At 42.1% G+C, this 18,954-nt stretch carries 22 protein-coding genes and 1 tRNA gene; 15 read left to right on the top strand and 8 right to left on the bottom strand.

The genetic code is table 11. From position 1 onward, the window contains the following. Window positions 1-90: 90 nt before the first annotated feature. Together G564_RS0114885 and G564_RS0114870 are read right to left on the bottom strand one after the other, a co-directional pair. A complete protein-coding gene (locus tag G564_RS0114885) occupies window positions 91-900 on the bottom strand; it encodes a peptidase associated/transthyretin-like domain-containing protein (RefSeq protein ID WP_029038354.1) in 810 nt (269 codons plus the stop codon). A 1,094-nt stretch (window positions 901-1,994) separates the two neighbouring features. Next, complete coding sequence (locus tag G564_RS0114870; RefSeq protein ID WP_029038351.1) at window positions 1,995-2,780, bottom strand: carboxypeptidase-like regulatory domain-containing protein; 786 nt, start codon at window positions 2,778-2,780, stop codon at window positions 1,995-1,997. Between the two features lie 245 nt (window positions 2,781-3,025). Here G564_RS0114870 and pepE point away from each other — a divergent pair, with 245 nt between their 5' ends. Together pepE and G564_RS0114860 are read left to right on the top strand one after the other, a co-directional pair. Then, on the top strand, window positions 3,026-3,733 hold the full coding sequence (gene pepE, locus G564_RS0114865; protein ID WP_029038350.1) for a dipeptidase PepE: 708 nt from the start codon (window positions 3,026-3,028) through the stop codon (window positions 3,731-3,733). 1 nt (window position 3,734) lies between these two features. Then, window positions 3,735-4,649 carry a glutaminase gene (locus tag G564_RS0114860; protein ID WP_029038349.1) on the top strand — a complete coding sequence of 305 codons (915 nt, stop codon included), beginning with the start codon at window positions 3,735-3,737 and terminating at the stop codon, window positions 4,647-4,649. Here the strand turns inward: G564_RS0114860 and G564_RS0114855 are convergent. Continuing rightward, window positions 4,627-5,226, bottom strand: a complete 600-nt coding sequence (locus tag G564_RS0114855; protein ID WP_029038348.1) for an alpha-ketoglutarate-dependent dioxygenase AlkB family protein — start codon at window positions 5,224-5,226, stop codon at window positions 4,627-4,629. The two genes, G564_RS0114860 and G564_RS0114855, sit on opposite strands and share 23 nt — an antisense overlap. Window positions 5,227-5,325: 99 nt before the next feature. On the opposite strand from G564_RS0114855, the gene G564_RS0114850 reads away from it, so the two are divergent. Both G564_RS0114850 and G564_RS0114845 read left to right on the top strand, forming a co-directional pair. After that, the gene (locus G564_RS0114850; RefSeq protein ID WP_029038347.1) at window positions 5,326-6,657 is read left to right on the top strand and encodes a S41 family peptidase; all 1,332 of its coding nucleotides are present in this window, start codon (window positions 5,326-5,328) and stop codon (window positions 6,655-6,657) included. Further along, on the top strand, window positions 6,657-7,424 hold the full coding sequence (locus G564_RS0114845) for a hypothetical protein (protein ID WP_029038346.1): 768 nt from the start codon (window positions 6,657-6,659) through the stop codon (window positions 7,422-7,424). Before G564_RS0114850 ends, G564_RS0114845 begins: the two co-directional genes overlap by 1 nt. Before the next feature lie 27 nt (window positions 7,425-7,451). Here G564_RS0114845 and G564_RS19425 read toward each other — a convergent pair whose 3' ends face one another. The 4 genes from G564_RS19425 to G564_RS0114815 all read right to left on the bottom strand — a co-directional run bounded on the left by G564_RS19425 (window position 7,452) and on the right by G564_RS0114815 (window position 10,007). After that, on the bottom strand, window positions 7,452-8,267 hold the full coding sequence (locus tag G564_RS19425) for a GNAT family N-acetyltransferase (RefSeq protein WP_037374108.1): 816 nt from the start codon (window positions 8,265-8,267) through the stop codon (window positions 7,452-7,454). A 32-nt stretch (window positions 8,268-8,299) separates the two neighbouring features. Next, the gene (locus G564_RS0114835; RefSeq protein ID WP_029038345.1) at window positions 8,300-8,497 is read right to left on the bottom strand and encodes a hypothetical protein; all 198 of its coding nucleotides are present in this window, start codon (window positions 8,495-8,497) and stop codon (window positions 8,300-8,302) included. 859 nt (window positions 8,498-9,356) lie between these two features. Continuing rightward, window positions 9,357-9,429: transfer RNA gene (locus G564_RS0114820), tRNA-Gly, on the bottom strand. A 125-nt stretch (window positions 9,430-9,554) separates the two neighbouring features. Continuing rightward, a complete protein-coding gene (locus G564_RS0114815) occupies window positions 9,555-10,007 on the bottom strand; it encodes a GNAT family N-acetyltransferase (protein ID WP_245583700.1) in 453 nt (150 codons plus the stop codon). Between the two features lie 31 nt (window positions 10,008-10,038). Here G564_RS0114815 and G564_RS0114810 point away from each other — a divergent pair, with 31 nt between their 5' ends. Genes G564_RS0114810 through G564_RS19420 form a run of 5 tightly spaced genes read left to right on the top strand, consistent with a single transcriptional unit; the run spans window position 10,039 to window position 12,964 of the window. Continuing rightward, the gene (locus G564_RS0114810; protein ID WP_029038342.1) at window positions 10,039-10,596 is read left to right on the top strand and encodes a ClpP family protease; all 558 of its coding nucleotides are present in this window, start codon (window positions 10,039-10,041) and stop codon (window positions 10,594-10,596) included. Window position 10,597: 1 nt separating this feature from the next. Further along, complete coding sequence (locus G564_RS0114805) at window positions 10,598-10,894, top strand: GNAT family N-acetyltransferase (RefSeq protein ID WP_029038341.1); 297 nt, start codon at window positions 10,598-10,600, stop codon at window positions 10,892-10,894. A 50-nt stretch (window positions 10,895-10,944) separates the two neighbouring features. Then, on the top strand, window positions 10,945-11,196 hold the full coding sequence (locus G564_RS20515) for a hypothetical protein (RefSeq protein WP_169578138.1): 252 nt from the start codon (window positions 10,945-10,947) through the stop codon (window positions 11,194-11,196). Continuing rightward, on the top strand, window positions 11,124-11,288 hold the full coding sequence (locus tag G564_RS20910; protein WP_084625655.1) for a GNAT family N-acetyltransferase: 165 nt from the start codon (window positions 11,124-11,126) through the stop codon (window positions 11,286-11,288). Before G564_RS20515 ends, G564_RS20910 begins: the two co-directional genes overlap by 73 nt. A gap of 59 nt (window positions 11,289-11,347) precedes the next feature. Continuing rightward, window positions 11,348-12,964, top strand: coding sequence for a L,D-transpeptidase family protein (locus G564_RS19420; protein WP_051205518.1), 1,617 nt, complete (start codon window positions 11,348-11,350; stop codon window positions 12,962-12,964). Here G564_RS19420 and G564_RS0114790 read toward each other — a convergent pair whose 3' ends face one another. Continuing rightward, a complete protein-coding gene (locus tag G564_RS0114790; protein ID WP_029038339.1) occupies window positions 12,965-13,708 on the bottom strand; it encodes a murein L,D-transpeptidase catalytic domain family protein in 744 nt (247 codons plus the stop codon). 269 nt (window positions 13,709-13,977) lie between these two features. Between G564_RS0114790 and gpmI the strand changes: the two genes are divergently transcribed. Genes gpmI through G564_RS0114760 form a run of 6 tightly spaced genes read left to right on the top strand, consistent with a single transcriptional unit; the run spans window position 13,978 to window position 18,640 of the window. Next, a complete protein-coding gene (gene gpmI, locus G564_RS0114785) occupies window positions 13,978-15,495 on the top strand; it encodes a 2,3-bisphosphoglycerate-independent phosphoglycerate mutase (RefSeq protein WP_029038338.1) in 1,518 nt (505 codons plus the stop codon). 2 nt (window positions 15,496-15,497) lie between these two features. Then, window positions 15,498-16,046, top strand: a complete 549-nt coding sequence (locus tag G564_RS0114780) for a TlpA family protein disulfide reductase (RefSeq protein ID WP_029038337.1) — start codon at window positions 15,498-15,500, stop codon at window positions 16,044-16,046. Between the two features lie 36 nt (window positions 16,047-16,082). Continuing rightward, window positions 16,083-16,499, top strand: a complete 417-nt coding sequence (locus G564_RS19415; RefSeq protein ID WP_029038336.1) for a BT0820 family HAD-type phosphatase — start codon at window positions 16,083-16,085, stop codon at window positions 16,497-16,499. Further along, window positions 16,496-17,320: a type I methionyl aminopeptidase gene (gene map, locus G564_RS0114770; protein WP_029038335.1), complete on the top strand. Its 825-nt coding sequence runs from the start codon at window positions 16,496-16,498 to the stop codon at window positions 17,318-17,320. Before G564_RS19415 ends, map begins: the two co-directional genes overlap by 4 nt. Beyond that, complete coding sequence (locus G564_RS0114765; RefSeq protein ID WP_029038334.1) at window positions 17,313-17,876, top strand: HNH endonuclease signature motif containing protein; 564 nt, start codon at window positions 17,313-17,315, stop codon at window positions 17,874-17,876. The genes map and G564_RS0114765 overlap by 8 nt, the downstream gene beginning before the upstream one ends. After that, window positions 17,873-18,640, top strand: coding sequence for a class I SAM-dependent methyltransferase (locus G564_RS0114760; protein WP_211224629.1), 768 nt, complete (start codon window positions 17,873-17,875; stop codon window positions 18,638-18,640). Before G564_RS0114765 ends, G564_RS0114760 begins: the two co-directional genes overlap by 4 nt. Window positions 18,641-18,954 lie beyond the last annotated feature (314 nt).

Below are 18,954 nucleotides of genomic sequence, written 5' to 3'. Positions count from 1 at the left end.
TTCCCCAATTAACCGTTCCCCAATTAACCATTCCCAGATTCCGATTAACCATTCACCAATTAACTAATCCCAAATAACCATTAACTAAAACTATTGCTTCAGAAACTCTTCACTCCGGTTAAACATCAATTGCAAAAGGTCCATTTCCCGCTCTTTGTTAAGCAGGTCGTCGGGAAAGTTCCCGTTTTCCAGAAAAGCAATGAAATCTGCTATCTTTGAGGGAGGTATCTGCAGTTGTTCCATGAAAAACTCATCATCATACCGGCTTCTGATCTCCCTTTCCAGTTTAATAAGGCCTATTTGAGTTCTTGGGGAAGGAGGCTTATTTTTTGCTTTTTTAGGAGGTAAGATCACTCCAATTATTCCGCTGAGGATAGCGAGAGGGTCTGCTCCATTTACCATTCCGGCACCCGGATTCATTGCACTGTTAGTCACTGCCGTTTGACCGTCGGGTCTCCATTCCCAGTCATAATCATTTATGGAGAAGGCGGTCATTGCAGGCAAATCGAGTATTTCGGTTTTAATATTCTTTGCGTCTATATCCAAGCTGCCGGTGAGGTCGTGAGGACGCACCACCACTTCGGGCAATGTGTTTACCCCTTCAAATATTTCCACTACAAGCCGTCCCTTTTCTACTATTCCGCCATCAATGACTACTAAAAGTTCTTTAAACTGAAGTGCTGTAAAATAAACAGAATCTCCCTCCTTTACCCTTAGCTCAAAATTGCCTTTAGAATCTGAAACATTCCCTTTACCTGAAGATTTGTTATAAACATGGACGCCGCTGGAGGTATAACCTGCAGGAACAATTATGGTTCCGGAGATCTCAACTCTCTCCTGAGATCTTGCGCCAAAAACAATTAAAGAAATAAAAAGGATGGATAGTAAAAGTTTGTTCATCTTTTCAACAAACGTAGAATTGTAAGAATTATTTCCTACAAGATATTTTCTTGAAAGCCGGCACCAGAGTAACCAGATCTGCAATCCGTGAGGAGGACCAATCTGTCGTCCCTACGGGACTGTATGTTGAAGGGTTGTCCTTTTCTACCAATCTTTTGTCCCTACGGGACATCTTTGGTTGGAATTTGGTGCTTGGTGCTTCGAATGTGGTGCTTGAAAAGCCACAGATGCTCGTTTATTTTCTTCCCATTAACCCTTCCCCTATTAATCAATAACTATCCCGTTGGCGCGGATTTGCAATCCGAGACGAGCAGCTATAAATCTATCGTCCCTTCGGGACTTTTTAGGTTTCAGGGTAATTTGTTTCTACCAATCTTTTGTCCCTTCGGGACATCTTTGGTTGAATTTGGAGCCTGGAATTTGGGGCTTGAAAAAAATGCCACAGATTCACGGATTGATTTTTTCCCCAATTAACCGTTCCCCAATTAACCGTTCCCCAATTAACCATTCCCCAATTAACCATTCCCCAATTAACCATTCCCCGACTAACCATTCACCAAACCGTTGGCGCGGATTTGTAATCCGTGACGAGCCAATAAATCTGTCGTCCCTATGGGACTTTTTGCGTCATTGGGTAAATTTATTTCTACCGATCTTTTGTCCCTACGGGACATCTTTGGTTGAATTTGGGGCCTGGAATTTGGTGCTTGAGAAACATGCCACAGATGCACGGATAGATTTCTTCCAAAATTAACCGTTCCCCAATTAATCATTCCCCGATTAACCATTCACCAATTAACTAATCCCAGATTAACCATTCACCAAACCGTTGGCGCGGATTTGTAATCCGTGACGAGCCAATAAATCTGTCGTCCCTACGGGACTTTATGTTGCGGGGTTTTCATTTTCTACCAATCTTTTGTCCCTACGGGACATTTAAAGCCTGGTGATATATTTTTCTACCAATATGCTGTCCCTACGGGACAAAAGAAATCGCTGTACTTTTATCTAATCGAAAGATTCAGCGCAATCCTATTCCCCAATTAACCAATCCCTAATTAACCAATTCACCAATTAACCCCACTGACCTCTGATCACTGATCACTAAGCTTTCTCTGCTTATATTTCTGGCTCTGCGCGACAAGGAATTCGATTAGGGCCATTTCATTTTCCGGCTCCAGCATGGAGGGATTCAACCCGTTGTCTTCGGCAAAAAGAATGAATTCGTTAATATTTTCCCTTCTAATATTGAGCTGATCAACAAAGAATTCGTCATCATAGAGCTGCTTTACCTGATCATCAATATCTTCACTACCCCCAACATTAGTAGTGATTCTTCTGGAAGTAAAGATAGTCCTGAAAATATTGGCAAAATTGGCTCCGCTTTCTATCATCGCCGTCCGCATGGCAGCGTTCTGCGGGGAAACAAGTGAATCTGGTCTGAAGGTGTGCTCGTAATCATTTATTTCGGCTGCGGTTTGAGCAGGTAAATCGGTTTCGACTGTTGGGATGCGTCGCACATCCACTTCCACATTACCGGTGAGATCATACGGAGTGACCACAACTTCGGGAAGTTCAGTCACAGATTCTTTGATAAAGACGTTGAGCTGCCTGTTTTCTACTACTCCTTTATCCACAATCACCGAAAAATCTTCATATTGCAAAGCATTAAAAGTCAACGTATCTCCAGCCGCCACACGGATAGTGAAATTTCCGGCTTCATTGGAAATTGTGGCGGTCTTTGCAGTGCGGTTAACCACAGAAATTCCCTCTGCACTTTCCCTCACCGGCGGGGTGATCGTTCCATTGATCACAACTCTATCCTGGGCCATAAGGTTTCCTGAAACTAACAATAATACTGTAATAAGAAAGGTTTTCATAATTACTGCTTTTCTTAAAGAAACAAAATCAATTGTTTAAAAAGTCGTAATCCCCGACTAAATTTTAGTTAAAGGTGGAATTGGGGATTAGTTAATTGGGGATCAGTGATTGGTTAATTAATTAGACTCGCAACCGGCGACATGACCTTGAACTTTAAATTTTGAACCGCTTCAGAGAATTAGGCTAAATTTAAAACCTCCCTCCTGCAGATTTCTTAATTTTACATAGAAAACAATTAAAAAGCATGAAAAACCTCATCCTTGCCAGTACTTCCACCCTGCACGGCCAGGAATATCTTGAATATCTAATCCCGCTTCTAAGATCCCATTTTTCAGGTTGCAGCGAGGTGCTCTTTATTCCCTTTGCCCGTCCCGGCGGAATTTCTCATGAAGAATACACCAGTACAGCTGCCAGGGCTTTTGATAAAGCAGGATTAAAAATAAAAGGGCTGCATGAATTCAGTGAACCTCGCGTTGCCATTCAAAAAGCTAAAGGGATCTTCACCGGGGGTGGAAACACTTTCTTACTGGTTCAGCAACTCCATTCCCAAAACTTGATCACTCCTTTAAAAGAGGTTTTGGAAAAGGGAATTCCCTATCTGGGAACCAGTGCAGGTACAAATATTGCCGGACTAACCATGAAGACCTCCAACGATATGCCTATAGTTTATCCGCCTTCTTTCAATACTCTCGGCCTGGTACCTTTTAATATTAATCCGCATTACCTGGATCCCGATCCTGATTCAACCCATAAAGGAGAAACCCGTGAGACCAGGATCAAAGAGTTTCACCAATTCAATACTCCGCCGGTGATAGGTTTACGGGAAGGCAGCTGGCTGGAGGTGAAAGGAAAGGATATAAGGCTCAAAGGAGAACCTCTTGCAAGAATTTTTGAGGCCGGAAAAGAAGCTTATGAAGTAGAACCGGAAACCCTGCTCAATGACCTCACATAATATCGACTACCAGAAGATCCTCAATCAAATAAGCCGGGAATTCGACGATAAGCCACGTTCCGGAAAGGTGGCATCTTATATTCCCGAACTTGCAAAAGTTCCTTCAGATAAATATGGGATGCATCTGTATGATCTTAGCGGCAATAATTATTGTTTCGGGGACAGTAATGAACGTTTTTCCATTCAGTCGATCTCGAAGGTCTTCACCCTGGCTCTTTCCATGAAAGTAGTAGGAGACAAACTCTGGAACCGGGTGGGGGTGGAACCTTCAGGCGATCCTTTCAATTCGCTCTCCCAGCTGGAAAACGACTCAGGAATTCCTCGGAATCCCTTTATCAATGCAGGTGCTTTGGTAGTGGCCGATGTGCTGGTATCCTACTTTAGCAATCCGAAAGCTGCCCTGCTCGCCTTCCTGCATGAGATCACGGGGAATGACAGCATAGATTATGATTCTGTGGTTGCAGCTTCCGAACAGTCTGAGGGCTATCGTAATTACGCCATGGTCAATTACCTGAAGTCATTTGGTAATATTGAAAATGATGTCGAGGATGTACTCGATTTCTATTTCCACCAATGTTCTCTAGCCATGTCCTGCAGGGAACTCGCAAACGCTTTTATCATTTTTGCAAATAACGGAACCGTCATAGGATCTGATCGGGAATTCTTAACCGGCAGGCAGGTTAAAAGGATCAATGCGCTCATGCAGACCTGTGGTTTTTACGACGAAGCCGGGGAATTCAGTTTTGAAGTTGGTTTACCTGGCAAAAGTGGTGTAGGCGGCGGAATCGTTGCAGTTCATCCCGACAGGTTTGCAGTAGCAGTGTGGAGTCCGCCGTTGAATCCAAAAGGAAATTCTGCTTTAGGCATGGCTTCTCTGGAACGGCTTACCACTCTTACCGGCTTTTCCATTTTTTAATATTTCTGAAAGTAAGATTGATCCTCGGCTCCTTCACTTTCTTCGTCTTCGGAAGGCTGTGCAGCCAGTGCTGCTGAGTTTCCCCTGCCATGAGCAGTAAACTTCCCGGTTCTAGTTGCAGTTCTATTTTTTCTGCGGAAGCTTTATGCTTCATAACAAATTTTCTTTGTGCCCCCAGGCTGACGGAAGCAATTGCGGGTTCTTTCCCGAGTTCGGCTTCTGCGTCGCTGTGCCAGGACATTCCTTCTTCGCCGGAATGATAGAGATTAAGCAGACAGGAATTGAATTTGAGTCCGGTCACCTCCTCCACCTTTGCCTTCAGCGGAAGTAATTCCGGAATCCAAAGCCCGGCCTTTCGTGTGATTTTGGAATAGGTATATTCGAACTCCTCTTCCCCGTACCAGGCTGTTTTTCTCGCGGTAATGATCCTTTTTCCATACATCATTACCTCGTCGTGTTGCCAGTTTGCTTTATCAAGCAATTTCTGAAAGTATGCTTCAGCTTCAGCTGCAGGAAAGATTTTTCCGAAGTACCATGCTTCGCCTTCTAAAGGCAAAATATTTTGCGGATAATTCATAGACGTTAAGACTTTTTCAGAAGAAACCGGAAAAAATTTTCAGCTTCTTCAGCAGCAATCCTTCTTTTGAGTAATTTTGGACAGTTTATATTTAAGATAATGAAAAAAATCTTTTTTCTCCTGTTGAGCTTTATGGTTTTCAGCTCCGGGAAAGCACAACAATTTGACACTACCGCCTACAAAGCGGCTTATAAAGTTCATTTTGAAAAAACAGCTTTTGGAGATAGTCTTACAACCGATACAAAGATAGCCGGACTGAGTACCGCTTGGGCTGAGGCGAAATACAATTTTGCCAATTTTGACCTTATCCCCGCCGTCAACTGGGACAGCATTTATAATGCTTACATACCAAAAGTTATAGACAGCCGTGACAGGAAAGAATATTACACCCTTCTTAAAGAGTTCTACACTCACCTAAATGATGGTCACAGCCTTATTGTCCCTCCTAAAGAACTCTGGAACGAATTTATGGCTTCACTTCCCATTAGAGCACAACTCATTGAGGACAGGGTAGTAATTACCGGGTTGCAGAGCAACAAACCTGAATATGAATTATTACAACCGCGCAGTATCATTAACAAAATCAACGGTATACCGGCTAAGGAATATGCGGAAAAGTATGTTGCGCCCTATGTCTCTGCAAGTACAGCTCACGATCTTACGGCAAGACTATATTCCTACTTTCTTACCCACGGCAGTTTGAAGGAACCCCTGGTTCTGGAAATGGAAACACCAAAAGGTAAAAAGATCACTCACAGCTTTATAAGAGAAAGCCGTGACCAGTTATTCCCGGCCTCCTCAGGGTTCTCCTATAAACCGATAAATAACTCCACCGGACTTCTTACCATTAACACCTTCAATGATTCTGATGTTGTAAAATTCTATGACAGCCTTTTCCAGACTCCGCTGCCCAGGAATCTCATTATCGACATTCGTAACAACGGTGGAGGAAACGGAAATAACGGATTCGAATTAATTGGCTATCTCACAAGTGAAGGATTTCCCATGAGCATGCAGGTGATGCGCAGGTACAAACCGGTACAACGGGCCTGGGGTGGAGAACCCGATGTTCTGGAAGTTGGAAATTACACATGGAAGCCTTACAAAACACCGGTTTTCACCGGGAACGTTGTGGTTCTGGCCGGCCCGGATACTTATTCGGCCGCTGAAGATTTTTTATCTGCATTCAAAAATCTTAAACGGGGAACCGTAGTAGGACAAGCAACGGGCGGGAGCACAGGCCAGCCACTTATGTTTCAACTCCCGTTTGGAGGTCTCGGGATCGTTTGTGCTAAAAGAGACGTTTTGCCCGATGGAACAGAATTTGTCGGAGTGGGCATTTCTCCCGATATTGAAGTGAAACCTACTTTAAAAGCTTTTCTTTCCGGAAAGGACGAAGCTTTTGAAGCAGCTCTAAAAATGCTCAGGTAATGAAAAAATTTGTCCTGCTAAACTTCCTGCTTTTAATTCTCGTCTCTTGCGAAAATGGGGAAAAAACTCAGGTACTTGTTTTACCCACTATTCATGGAGCACATGAAACTAATGAAAACTACACATATGGAGATCTGCTGGAGCTGGTGAAAGCTTATGATCCCGATGTAATTGGGGTCGAAATAAGACCGGAGGATTTTGATATGGAATCTGATTCCCTTGATCTTTTCTATCCTCTTGAAATGATCATGGTGCGGGATTCTTTCCCCGGAATGGTTCGCGGAATTGACTATTATAGTGAAAGCACCAAGAATATGAGGGTGAGCAGGGAGATGTTTTCAGATACTACTTCAGAAATGTACAGGATCAAAAGGATAATGCAGGATATGAGGTTAGATTCTGCTTTTGTCGCAAAATACGAGGCAACCGATCTTCCGAAGATCCAGGAAAAGCAGCGGGAAATAGCTTTAACTTATTCTGCCGAAGAATTATTAAAGGGTGAATACGACAGCATAACGGGACGACAATATAAAATTGAAGACAGCCTTTTCAACAACAGCCTTTATGCCGCTTATCCTGTCTTTAACAACCAAAGAGATCTTCAGATAACTTTAAAAGCTCTTGAACTTGTGGAGGAATATCCCGGAAATAAAATTTTGATCTTAGTAGGGGCCAATCACCGGAACCGGCTTATGGATTCCCTTGAAAAACGGGAGGTGCATGTAGTAAATGACCTGAGTTTTAGGTCAGTCCAAAATCATTTATGACCTCCTTTTCGCGGAAACAGTTAAACCTCAATTCTCTAATAGCATTTCCATTTCGTATTGATTGACGGGATTCGAAAAATGCAGTTTTTGAAGGGCCTTTATAAGCTGACTTCTCTGGGCATCAAGGTTTTTTAGCTTCACCTCCCCGGCAACATTCCCTAAAGCACCCAAAAGATACTCATAGTCCGCGTTTGTACTCTCCAGCTGAATTACATTTCCTGCAGGATCGATTGAAAAGTAAGCTTCGGGTGAATTTGTTTTCCCTAAACAAAAAGTCCGGATATTATCTGACATTTTTATTGCTTCCGCAGAATTATCCCAGGCATAATGTTCGGGCTTATAAAGTCCGGAATTTAATACCTGCGAAAAATGACATTTTTGGAACCTGTTCTCTGAAGTTGTTTCAGGAAGATTACCGCTGAAAGTACGCAGATGCCGGATTATTTTAAAACCAATTCGCTCATATACTTTTATGGCTCTTTCATTTTCACAGATCACTTCGAGCAAGCATTTTTCAATCTTCCGGTCCTTAAGTAATGGCACCGCATGATCATAAAGCTGGTCTACAATAGCTTTTCCGCGGTATTCAGCTAAAACACCTGTGCCGGTGTTGTAGGCGGTGAGTTTTCCGTTGTGCTGATCGATTCCGTTTATGATATAACCGACAAGCTTATCTCCATCGAACATGCCGAAAGAAAGACTCCAGTCTACACGGGCAATAATAAAGCGGGATCTCCAGTATACGATATCTTCCGGAAGTTGAACAAAATAACCTTCAAAGGCTTTAAGAAAACAAGTAATAATCTCCTCAAAAGGAGTAGATGAGAGATCTTTTATTTTCACGGATCAAAAAATTTGATCCAAATTAACGGAATTTATTCTTTGCTAAGCCGCTCTCTTTTGGCCATAATCACAGTTCCAAGAATGAGAAAGGCAAGAAAACCGGGATACAGCATCCAGAAGGAAGCAGAAGCTGCTTCTTCAGAGGTTATGGCAGCCATTAAAATGTGAAGCATGGAAGTAAGTAACATTCCAAGGGTACCAATGATAAAAAATGGATTAATTTTTTTCATTCCGCAGTATTTTAGGGTGAATACTTGAATTAAGGTACAAAGATCGGGGTGGGAAGCTGCTGTTGTAAAGAAAGATTTAACAATTAACAGTGAGCAATGAGCAATTAACAATGAACAGTTAGCAGGGGGAAAACAAAGCGTCGTGGGATCTTTCTGTACTAAACCTAACGAGGTTTTAAAACCTGTGAGGTTTGGATCCTGCAAAGGCTGGCGCGGATTTGTAATCCGTGCCGAGAAATTAATCCCGAATATGTACCAGCCCTTCAGGCTGGTGAAACATGTGGGGATTTTTTCCCTGGGCGTTGCCCCGGGCTTTGTTGTTTGAGCCCTTCAGGCTCTATTTGGTGGAGATGTATTCATTTCCTATCTCTGCGAACAACCCTGTCAGCGGGTAATCCGCGGGTTTTTTAGATGTTGTCCCTACAGGACAATGATCAAAGGGTATGGCTTTTTTCTACCGATATGTTGTCCTAACGGGACAGAAGAAAGCTGGCGCGGATTTGAAATCCGTGCCGAGAAAAATTCATTCCGAATATGTACCAGCCCTTCAGGCTGGTGAAACATGTGGGGATTTTTTCCCGGGGCGTTGCCCCGGGCTTTGTTGTTGGAGCCCTTCAGGCTCTATTCGGTGAAGATGCACCGATGTACTAACCCTAAGACCAACCCTGTCAGCGGCTTGACGCCCTGACAGCGGTTTATTCCGCGGGTCTTTAGATGTTGTCCCTACAGGACAATGATCAAAGGGTATGGCTTTTTTCTACCGATATGTTGTCCCAGGACAAGAAAATCGTTGGCGCGGATTTACAAGCCGTGCCGATGTTAGCACATAAAAAAAGCCCCATCTTTCGACGAGGCTTTGAGCGGGAGACCGGGTTCGAACCGGCGACATTCAGCTTGGAAGGCTGACGCTCTACCAACTGAGCTACTCCCGCGTTAGTAGATTTTAGAAAAAGAAGGAAACTTACGCTCTACCTCCCGATAGCTATCGGGAGAGCTACTCCCGCATTAGTATTGCTCTGCAAATATATATTGAAAGTTTTTATTGCTCAAAAAATATTTACAGGTTTTTTAGAAAATGATATCCCTTGATCTCGTAACCTTCATTAAGATAGAATTTATGGCTGCGATAGTTGCTCACATAAGAGTTTAACTCTGAGGTTTCACAGCCTCTTTCCTCTGCATAACTGTAAATAAATTCAAACAATTTTTTACCAAGACCTTTGTTGCGATGCTCCTCTAAAATATAGATATGATCTGGCTCACAGGAGCGACCGGCATAATGCCGCGTCATAAACCACAATCCAAAGACCCCTACCAGTTCCTTGTCGAGAAAAATTCCGAAGCATTCGTAATTCTGGGTAAACATTTCCTCAAAACGTTGTGTGAGGATCTCATTCGAAAAAGTATTACCCATTAACTGCTGGATAAGTGGCAGGATCTGCGGAATTTCTTCCTTTAAAATCTTGTTAAATGCAAGGTTCATCCTCTTCTTTTCTGCAAAAATAGTCATATTTTTAGCTACTTAATACTCAAAACAAAACATGAAAGACACAGATAAAGGAAAACTTCAGGATCAAATCGAACGCTCCCTGCTCAATGAACGAAAAATTTTCCTTTGGGGAACAGTAAATGAAAAAACAGCGAAACATCTTATTGAAAGAATGCTGTACCTCGATTCTATCGGAGACGAAGAAATAAAATTTTATATAAGCAGCCCGGGAGGTTATGTAACTTCCGGTTTTGCAATTTACGATACCATGTTGGGCCTCAACAGTCCGGTTTCTACAATCTGTACCGGTCTCGCCGCTTCAATGGGATCTATCCTGCTATCGGCCGGCGCCAAAGGTCGCAGGTTTATTCAGCCTCATGCTAAAGTGATGATCCATCAGCCGAGCGGTGGCGCACAGGGACAGGCTTCCAATATAGAAATCCAGGCTGCCGAAATACTTAAAGTTAAAGACCTTAGTGCAAGAATACTGGCAGAAAACTGCGGGCAGGAATACGAGCGGGTTCTAAAAGATTTCAATCGTGATTACTGGATGGACGCAACAGAATCTGTTGATTACGGAATAGTGGACGACGTACTTAAAAAAGGATAAAATGAATAAAGATATTCAGCATAAAGAGACAGACGGAAAAGGAATGTTTTACATTGAAAAAGACGGGGATATTGTTGCTGAACTCACCTATACTCTTCAGGACAACAATATTATGACTCTTGATCATACTGAAACCGATCCAAAGTTTGAAGGAGAAGGTTTTGCGAGCAGTCTGGTAAAACACAGTGTAGATTACGCCAGGGAAAAAGATATAAAGATCGATCCTCTTTGTCGTTATGCGGCAGCTCAATTCGAGCGGCATGAAGAATACCGGGAGGTACAGGCTACCGAAGAATAATCAATACCTGATTTTTGATCAACGAAATTTTAGCAAAGGAAACTTAAAGGGTGCGACAGCAGGTGTTGCCTCCCGGAAGACCGCTTCGGGAATGCTTTTTTGAGAGAGACCTGGAGCCGGAAACTTTTCACCCCGGATATTTCGAAGGAAAGGATCTGGTTGGAGTGGCAACTTTTGTTCCGCCAAAAATGACATTTTTGAGACTCCTTTCCAATTTCAGTTGCGGGGAATGGCAGTACTGCCGAAACACCGGAATAAAAAGACTGGTGAAAAACTCCTTTTTAGAGGAGAAGAAATATTAAAGAAGAATAAACCTGAACCTTTATTATGGTTTAATGCCCGGGGAGTAGCTGTAGATTTCTACCGCAGGTACGGTTATAAGACCATTAGCTAACCTTTTATGATCCCAAACGTGTGCATGCATTTAGTGATGTGCAAAAATCCTACTGAATTATGAAAAAGAGCTTTTTATACCCGATATTAATAGTTTTTATTAGCCTTAATGCCTGTAAGGGAGATAGTAATGATCCCCGAAGCAAAGCTTCATCGGACCTGGCTTCAAAGCAAATTGCTGAAGCCTCCCCCGATGGTATCAAAACAGAAATATCCGCTCAAAATGACATTTTTGAGGGGGGTACTCTCGAAGAAATTTATAGCCAAAGGGAATACAGATCTCTTTGGAGAGACGGGGATGTTCTGTTTTCTTTTTACAGCAGCCTCACCGGTGCTAATAAAGAGGGACTTGACCTAAAAGACTACCACGGAGAAGAAATTGACCGTTTGCTATCCATGAGCGATCTATCTTCTGACGAGGCAGCGCGGCTCGATCTTTTGCTTTCTGACGCTTTTCTTACTTATGCCCGGCATCTTTACTACGGAAAACTGGATCCTACAGAACTAAATGAATTTTGGGGAATTAGCAGAAAAGAAAAAGATTTTGCAGAACTCCTTCTGAAAGGGGTTAACGATGGAGATTTTCAGTCGATTTTTGATGAACTGAGACCTAACCATCAGGTGTATCACGACCTCAAGAAAAGCCTTGCCGAATATGAAGAGCTAAAGGAGGATGAAGGCCCTTTAGGAGAATTACAACCGGGAGAACTTATTAATCCGGGAGATAAAGACGCCAGAATTCCGGCTATTGCCAAAAGGCTGATGTCCCTGCAAAAATTTCAGGCAGATACTACTTCTATTGACAGTACCTATACAGAGGAACTGGTGGAAGCTGTAAGGGAATTTCAGCAGAGCAAAAGTATTCAGACAGATGGCATTATTGGAAATGCTACAATTGCAGAGCTTAACAAAGGTCCGCAAGACAGGTACAGGCAAATTCTCGCCAACCTGGAAAGGTGGCGCTGGTATCCAAGAGACCTTGGAGATCACTATATCCTTATCAACATTCCGAATTTTAAACTCGCTGTGGTAAAGGATGGAGATACAATTAGAGAGCATAATGTAATTGCAGGATCAAGAGACAGACAAACACCCATTTTCAGCGACACAATCAATCACCTGGAGATCAATCCTACCTGGACAGTACCTCCTACAATTAAAGCCAAAGATATTTTACCTAAAGTTGCTGCAGATCCTTCTTACGTGAGCAGGAATAATATGACTGTTACGGGCCCAAATGGAGAAAAAGTGAATCCGTCGTCTGTTGACTGGAATAGCAGCGAAGCCATGAATTATACTTTCACACAGCGGGCTGGACCTTCCAATCCTCTGGGACGGGTGAAGATCATGTATCCAAATCAATATCTCATTTATCTTCACGACACTCCTGGGCAGGCCCTCTTCAATCAGACCGAAAGAGCAGAAAGTTCGGGTTGTGTGCGGGTAGAAAATGCTATTGATCTGGCATCTTATGTGGTGGAAAATCAAGATGAGTATTCCCGGGAAAGAATTGAGGATATTATAAGATCTGGAAAGACTACTGTCGTGAAAGTCGACCGGCCCATCCAGGTCCATCATTTCTATTGGACTGCCTGGCGGGCCGGTGGTGAAACTGTATTTACCAGTGACGTCTACGATCTTGATGAAAAGATCTATTCAAAACTGGCAGGTAATTAATTATACTGTCTTACTGTTCAGGTAAGTAGACTTTGCAATGTAATCTTCATTGGTGTGATAGATGAACAGTGCAGATCCACCTTTAATAGTGTTAATTAAGTCTATGGAAATTTCGGAGGGAACAGCAGGACATCCATAGCTTCTACCAAGTCTTCCAAGTCTTTTTATGGATTCTTCTTTTGCATAATCTGCTCCGTGGATCACTACATACCTTTCACGAGCCTTAGAATTAAATTCCTTTTCCATTCCATCAATGAACAGGGAAAGACCGTTTTTTCCATAGTAGGTTTCAGCAGTAACATAGAATCCTAAAGAACTCTGAAGGGAGTTAGGAGTATTGGAGAATTTAGTAGCCATGTTTCCGCCGGTATTTTGCCCATGAGAAACATAAGTGTGATAAAGAATACTCTGATCCTCCATATTCAGGATCCACATTCTTTTTTCGGTTGAAGGCAAACTAAAATCCACAATAGTCAAGAGCTTGTTTTCAATCTTATTTTCAGTTTCAAGTTTGTTATATCCGGTAAGAGCATAAGTAAAGGAAACACGGGAAGGCATATCTGCATTTACAGCAGCAAATTCTTCATATAAAAGGTTAATTTTTTCTTCGGCAGTTGGTTCAGCCTTTACTTCAACCGGTTCCTCAGAGGTTGGTTCGGCAGGAGTATTTACAGTAGGTTCGTAGGTAGTGAAGGCAAAAGAGGCGGTTACAAAAACAGCCAATACAGTTAATTTATTTATCATAGTGTTTTGTTAAAATGATTAGTTGCCTATAATAATCCAAAGGTCGTACCAAAGTATCAAACAACACAATTAATTCAGTTAAAATGAGACTTTTAACACAATTCAAGCCCATTAATATAAACTCATAAAAGGTAAAATTATTGTGCTGCAGAAACCTTTTGTTGTTAAAATTTTGTTAGAGGATTTTCAAGTCTTTTTCGCTTCAGTTATTACCAAAATCGTCTCTTCCCGCCCCCATATTTTGTATCTTTGCCGAAATTTTATTTAACATGGATAAAAAAGTTATACTCATGATACTGGACGGCTGGGGAATCAGCAATGATCCTGAAAAATCGGCCGTTGACAAAGCAAATACTCCCTTCATAGATTCTTTATATAAAAAATATCCCCACAGCACCTTGCGTACCGACGGAATGAACGTTGGCTTGCCCGAAGGACAAATGGGTAACAGCGAAGTGGGACATATGAATCTTGGTGCCGGAAGAATCGTTTACCAGGACCTGGCAAAGATCAATCTTGCAGTACAGAATAATAGCCTGGGCAAAGAACCCGTTCTCGAACAGGCATTCAATTATGCCAAACAAAATAACAAGCCCATCCATTTTACGGGGCTTCTAAGTGATGGTGGAGTGCACTCGCACATTAATCATCTTAAAGGTCTCCTCACCGCCGCTCAGGAATTTGGTATTTCTGAAAAATATGTTCATGCCTTTACAGACGGCCGTGACGTTGATCCAAATTCAGGCAAAGGTTTTATTGAAGAATTGGAACCACATTTGGAAAAAACTGGTTCAAAGCTCGCTTCCATTATTGGCCGATATTACGCCATGGATCGGGATAAACGATGGGAAAGAACCAAACTGGCTTATGACCTTATCGTTAACGGAACAGGAGAAAAGTATACCAATGCTTCCGAAGCCATTCAAAAAAGTTATGAGAATGGAATAACAGATGAGTTCATCAAACCTATAGTAATGACCGATGCATCTGGTAATCCTGTGGCTACTTTAAAGGAAGAAGAAGTAGTGATCTTCTTTAATTTTAGAACAGATCGCGGCCGACAACTCACTCAGGCATTATCACAGCAGGATTTTCCTGAACAGGGAATGAAGCCTTTACCTCTGTATTATGTGACTATTACGCGATATGACGAGACTTTCAAAAACATTAATGTTGTTTTTAGCAAAGAAGACATAAAAGCTACTCTTGGAGAAGTGCTTGAAAAAGCCGGAAAAACACAGATCCGGATTGCAGAAACTGAAAAGTATCCTCATGTAACCTTCTTTTTTTCAGGGGGAAGAGAGAAACCTTTTCATGGCGAACGTCGCATCATGGTGAATTCCCCTAAAGTAGCAACTTACGATCTTCAACCCGAAATGAGTGCATTTGAGGTAACCAATGAGATCGTTCCCGAAATCAAAAAGAAGTCGGCAGATTTTATTTGTCTCAATTATGCCAACCCGGACATGGTTGGACATACAGGAGTCTTTGAGGCAGCGGTAAAAGCCTGTGAAACTGTGGACAAATGTGCAAAAGAAGTGGTTGAAGCAGCAATTGAAAATGATTACAGCGTGCTTGTCATAGCAGACCACGGAAACAGCGAATACATGATCAATGAAGACGGAAGTGCAAATACCGCTCATACTACCAACCCGGTACCCTTTATCCTGGTCGATAAAGATATCAGGAGTGTAAAAGATGGCATACTTGGTGATATTGCACCTACTATTTTGAAACTCATGGGAATTGAAAAACCCGAATTAATGACTCAAAATCCTTTAGTATAAATATGAAAATATTCATGTATTTATTGCTGTTCATCACGGCAGCGAACTGTGGAAGCGCGCAGCAACAAGAGAAGAATAATTCCCAACCGACAACAGAGCCTGTTCAAGAACAAAATGAGGTCCTGGTAGGCAGCATAGACAGGAAAGATCTGGAACAGGCTCCCCATGCCGCCTGGTTTGATCCCATGTACCAGTCATACAAACCTGATGCTGCAGCCCTGGAAACCATAAAAGAACATATTAATGACTATGAAATTAAAATTTTCATGGGAACCTGGTGTGCCGACAGTCAGCTGGAAGTGCCGAAATTTTACAAACTTTTGGACCTAAGTAATTTTAATACCGATAATCTGGAAGTGAGGGCAGTAACCGAAGACAAAACCTTACCTAATGACAGGCAGAAAGATTATGATGTCACCTATGTTCCTACTATTATTTTTATAAAAGATGGAAAAGAAGCAGGAAGATTCGTAGAATATGCACAGGAGGAATTGGAAATAGATGTTGCCAAGATAGTCTCAGGACAGGCATATAAACATCCCTATCAATAGAAACAATAATTCTTCTATTCTTGTTACTTTTGCATTATGCCCAAATTGTTGACTATAGCCGTAGATTTTGACGGAACACTGGTAGAGAACCGGTACCCAAAGATTGGAAAACCTATTATGTTTGCCTTTGAAACGCTGAAAAAGCTTCAGCAGGATGGGCATCAAATCATTTTGTGGACCTACAGGTGTGGTGAAAAACTTGACGAAGCTGTAGCATTTTGTGAAAACAAAGGCATTCGTTTTTACGCTGTAAATAAAAGTTATCCCGAAGAAGAATTCGACAGCTTTATGAGCAGAAAGATCCTGGCAGATATATTTATTGACGACCGCAATATCAATGGATTACCGCCCTGGGGAGAAATTTATCATCAGATTGCAGCAAACAAGAATGCAGGACCCAATCTTCCGAAGAGAGAGTCGGGGCTATTGAAAATTTTTAAAAAATTAAAATGATCATTCAGAAGACGAGAGAAGAAATCGAACTCATTCGCGAAAGTGCTTTAATAGTGTCTAAAACTTTAGGAATGCTGGCTTCGGAAGTAAAACCCGGAGTCACCACCCTGCAGCTCGATAAAATGGCTGAAGAATTTATACGTGATCATGGTGCCGAACCAGGTTTTCTGGGAATGTATGATTTTCCCAATTCTCTTTGCATGAGCCCCAATGCTCAGGTGGTGCATGGAATTCCGAATAGTGAGCCCTTAAAGGAAGGGGATATAATTTCTATAGATTGTGGTGCTTTGAAAAACGGTTTCTATGGAGACCATGCCTATACTTTTCCCATTGGAGACATTGATGACGAAACCCAAAAACTACTTGATGTGACCAGAGAGTCACTATACGTTGGGATCAGGGAATTCAAAATAGGAAACCGGGTTGGAGATGTAGGCTTTGCTATTCAGCAGTATGCCGAAAAACACGGATTTGGAGTTGTGCGGGAACTGGTAGGTCACGGCCTTGGAGCAAAAATGCATGAAGATCCCGAAATGCCGAATTATGGGAAGCGGGGTCGCGGGAAAAAATTCATTGAAGGGATGGTTGTAGCCATTGAACCTATGATCAACGCAGGCACGCATCGCATTAAACAACTGAAGGACGGCTGGACCATTCTCACCGCCGATAATAAACCGAGTGCCCACTTCGAGCATGACGTAGCTTTAATTGATGGAAAACCTGAACTTCTATCAACTTTTCACTACATTTATCAGGCTCTCGGAATCCAGAGTGACGAAGAAGAAGAATTCAGAGCTCAAACCATAAATTTTAATGATTAAAAATTTTCGACAGGAGAAGTGGCTTCCTTACTATAGAGAGACCTGGCAAAGCCGATTCAGGTATGCTGTCTCAAACTATGGACGGGTCGTGAGCTACGTTAAAAATCCTGACGGAGAACTTTTAAAAGGAGGTAAATCCCAGGGCTTTTTAACCTTCGTTGCAAATTTAAAGACAGGCAAGAAACAGGCCTGTTACATCCATCGCGTAGTTGCCGAACTCTTTCTTGCCCGAAAGGAAGGAGATGAATATGTGATCCATAAGAACTACAATAAGACCGAAAACCGGGTGAGCAACCTTGCCTGGGTGAGTAAAAAAGAATGGGTGGCTCATCAACAGAATAATCCGCAGGTAAAGGAAAACAAGATCAAGCGTAAATTGGGTACCATTAAATGTTATTCCAAACTTTCATACGCGCAAGCCACAATTCTGAAGAAAAAATTACTTGATCCAAACCGGAAAACCCGCATACGGGTATTAGCAAAACAATTTGGAGTTTCAGAAATGCAACTCTATCGTATTAAGTCGGGAGAAAACTGGGGAGACATCAAAGTATGATCAGGAAGGCTTTTAAGTTACTACTGAATACTGTTCCCCGGCCTCTGCTTATACGACTCAGTTATGTCGCAAAGCCCCTACTTCTCTTAAGTCTTAAAGGAAATAAATACACCGATCCCATAGACGGCCGAAGCTTTTCAAAATTTCTCCCCTACGGTTACGAACAACAAAGAGAAAATGTGCTCTCCCCCTCCACGCTTTCGCTGGAGCGCCATCGATTATTGTGGCTATATTTAAAAGATCATACCGATTTTTTTACCGCACCTCATAATGTCCTGCATTTTGCGCCGGAACAAGCTTTTTATTCAAGATTCCGGAAATTAAAAAACCTCGATTATACAACGACCGATCTTAATTCACCGCTTGCAGATGTAAAAGCGGATATCTGCAACTTACCCTTTGAAGATAATTCTTTCGATTTTATTCTGTGTAACCACGTCCTGGAGCATATCCCTGATGATGTAAAAGCAATGCAGGAATTATATCGTATCCTTCAACCCGGGGGGACAGCAATACTCCAAATTCCCCAGGATCTACAGCGGGAAAAGACTTTTGAAGACGATTCCATAACCGATGCTAAAGAAAGGGCTAAGATCTTTGGCCAGTATGATCACGTACGTGTATACGGGAGAGATTACTTCGACCGTTTGAGAAATATCGGGTTTAAAGTTGAAGAAGTGGATCTTACTGCTACAATGGATCCAGGTCTGGTAGAAAAATTCAGGTTGGCCAAAGGAGAGATCATCCCTGTAGCGAGGAAGTAGTTATTAGTTATTAGTTATTGGTGATTGGTGACTGGTGATTGGGGATTAGTTAAAAGGTTTACTGGTGAATACTGTAAAACAGACCGCTACTGATTACTGATCACTGCCCACTGTCCTCTCGGTTCAAGGGTGATTAGTGATTAGTGATTAGTAATTGGCGATTAAAGATTGGTGATTGGTGATTGGTTAATTAGTCACATCGGAATCTTACTACCCACTGTCCTCTGCCCTCTGCCTTCTCAAGTTGATAGTTAGTAGTTTCTATTGGCTTAGTGGTGATTAAGAAAAACTCTTGTACCTCTAACTTCTAAAAT

Origin of the sequence: Salinimicrobium xinjiangense DSM 19287 (assembly GCF_000423585.1) — a bacterium.
Classification (GTDB): domain Bacteria; phylum Bacteroidota; class Bacteroidia; order Flavobacteriales; family Flavobacteriaceae; genus Salinimicrobium; species Salinimicrobium xinjiangense.
The sequence above is the reverse complement of the archived record's forward strand: the minus strand, read 5'-3'. Positions and strand labels throughout refer to the sequence as shown.

Excerpts from the sequence above, each read along its gene's own strand:
- G564_RS0114885 (WP_029038354.1), bottom strand. The coding sequence starts at position 900 with ATGAACAAACTTTTACTATCCATCCTTTTTATTTCTTTAATTGTTTTT.
- G564_RS0114870 (WP_029038351.1), bottom strand. The coding sequence starts at position 2,780 with ATGAAAACCTTTCTTATTACAGTATTATTGTTAGTTTCAGGAAACCTT.
- pepE (WP_029038350.1), top strand. The coding sequence starts at position 3,026 with ATGAAAAACCTCATCCTTGCCAGTACTTCCACCCTGCACGGCCAGGAA.
- G564_RS0114855 (WP_029038348.1), bottom strand. The coding sequence starts at position 5,226 with ATGAATTATCCGCAAAATATTTTGCCTTTAGAAGGCGAAGCATGGTAC.
- G564_RS0114850 (WP_029038347.1), top strand. The coding sequence starts at position 5,326 with ATGAAAAAAATCTTTTTTCTCCTGTTGAGCTTTATGGTTTTCAGCTCC.
- G564_RS0114845 (WP_029038346.1), top strand. The coding sequence starts at position 6,657 with ATGAAAAAATTTGTCCTGCTAAACTTCCTGCTTTTAATTCTCGTCTCT.
- G564_RS0114835 (WP_029038345.1), bottom strand. The coding sequence starts at position 8,497 with ATGAAAAAAATTAATCCATTTTTTATCATTGGTACCCTTGGAATGTTA.
- G564_RS0114815 (WP_245583700.1), bottom strand. The coding sequence starts at position 10,007 with ATGACTATTTTTGCAGAAAAGAAGAGGATGAACCTTGCATTTAACAAG.
- G564_RS0114810 (WP_029038342.1), top strand. The coding sequence starts at position 10,039 with ATGAAAGACACAGATAAAGGAAAACTTCAGGATCAAATCGAACGCTCC.
- G564_RS0114805 (WP_029038341.1), top strand. The coding sequence starts at position 10,598 with ATGAATAAAGATATTCAGCATAAAGAGACAGACGGAAAAGGAATGTTT.
- G564_RS20910 (WP_084625655.1), top strand. The coding sequence starts at position 11,124 with ATGGCAGTACTGCCGAAACACCGGAATAAAAAGACTGGTGAAAAACTC.
- G564_RS19420 (WP_051205518.1), top strand. The coding sequence starts at position 11,348 with ATGAAAAAGAGCTTTTTATACCCGATATTAATAGTTTTTATTAGCCTT.
- G564_RS0114790 (WP_029038339.1), bottom strand. The coding sequence starts at position 13,708 with ATGATAAATAAATTAACTGTATTGGCTGTTTTTGTAACCGCCTCTTTT.
- gpmI (WP_029038338.1), top strand. The coding sequence starts at position 13,978 with ATGGATAAAAAAGTTATACTCATGATACTGGACGGCTGGGGAATCAGC.
- G564_RS0114780 (WP_029038337.1), top strand. The coding sequence starts at position 15,498 with ATGAAAATATTCATGTATTTATTGCTGTTCATCACGGCAGCGAACTGT.
- G564_RS19415 (WP_029038336.1), top strand. The coding sequence starts at position 16,083 with ATGCCCAAATTGTTGACTATAGCCGTAGATTTTGACGGAACACTGGTA.
- map (WP_029038335.1), top strand. The coding sequence starts at position 16,496 with ATGATCATTCAGAAGACGAGAGAAGAAATCGAACTCATTCGCGAAAGT.
- G564_RS0114765 (WP_029038334.1), top strand. The coding sequence starts at position 17,313 with ATGATTAAAAATTTTCGACAGGAGAAGTGGCTTCCTTACTATAGAGAG.
- G564_RS0114760 (WP_211224629.1), top strand. The coding sequence starts at position 17,873 with ATGATCAGGAAGGCTTTTAAGTTACTACTGAATACTGTTCCCCGGCCT.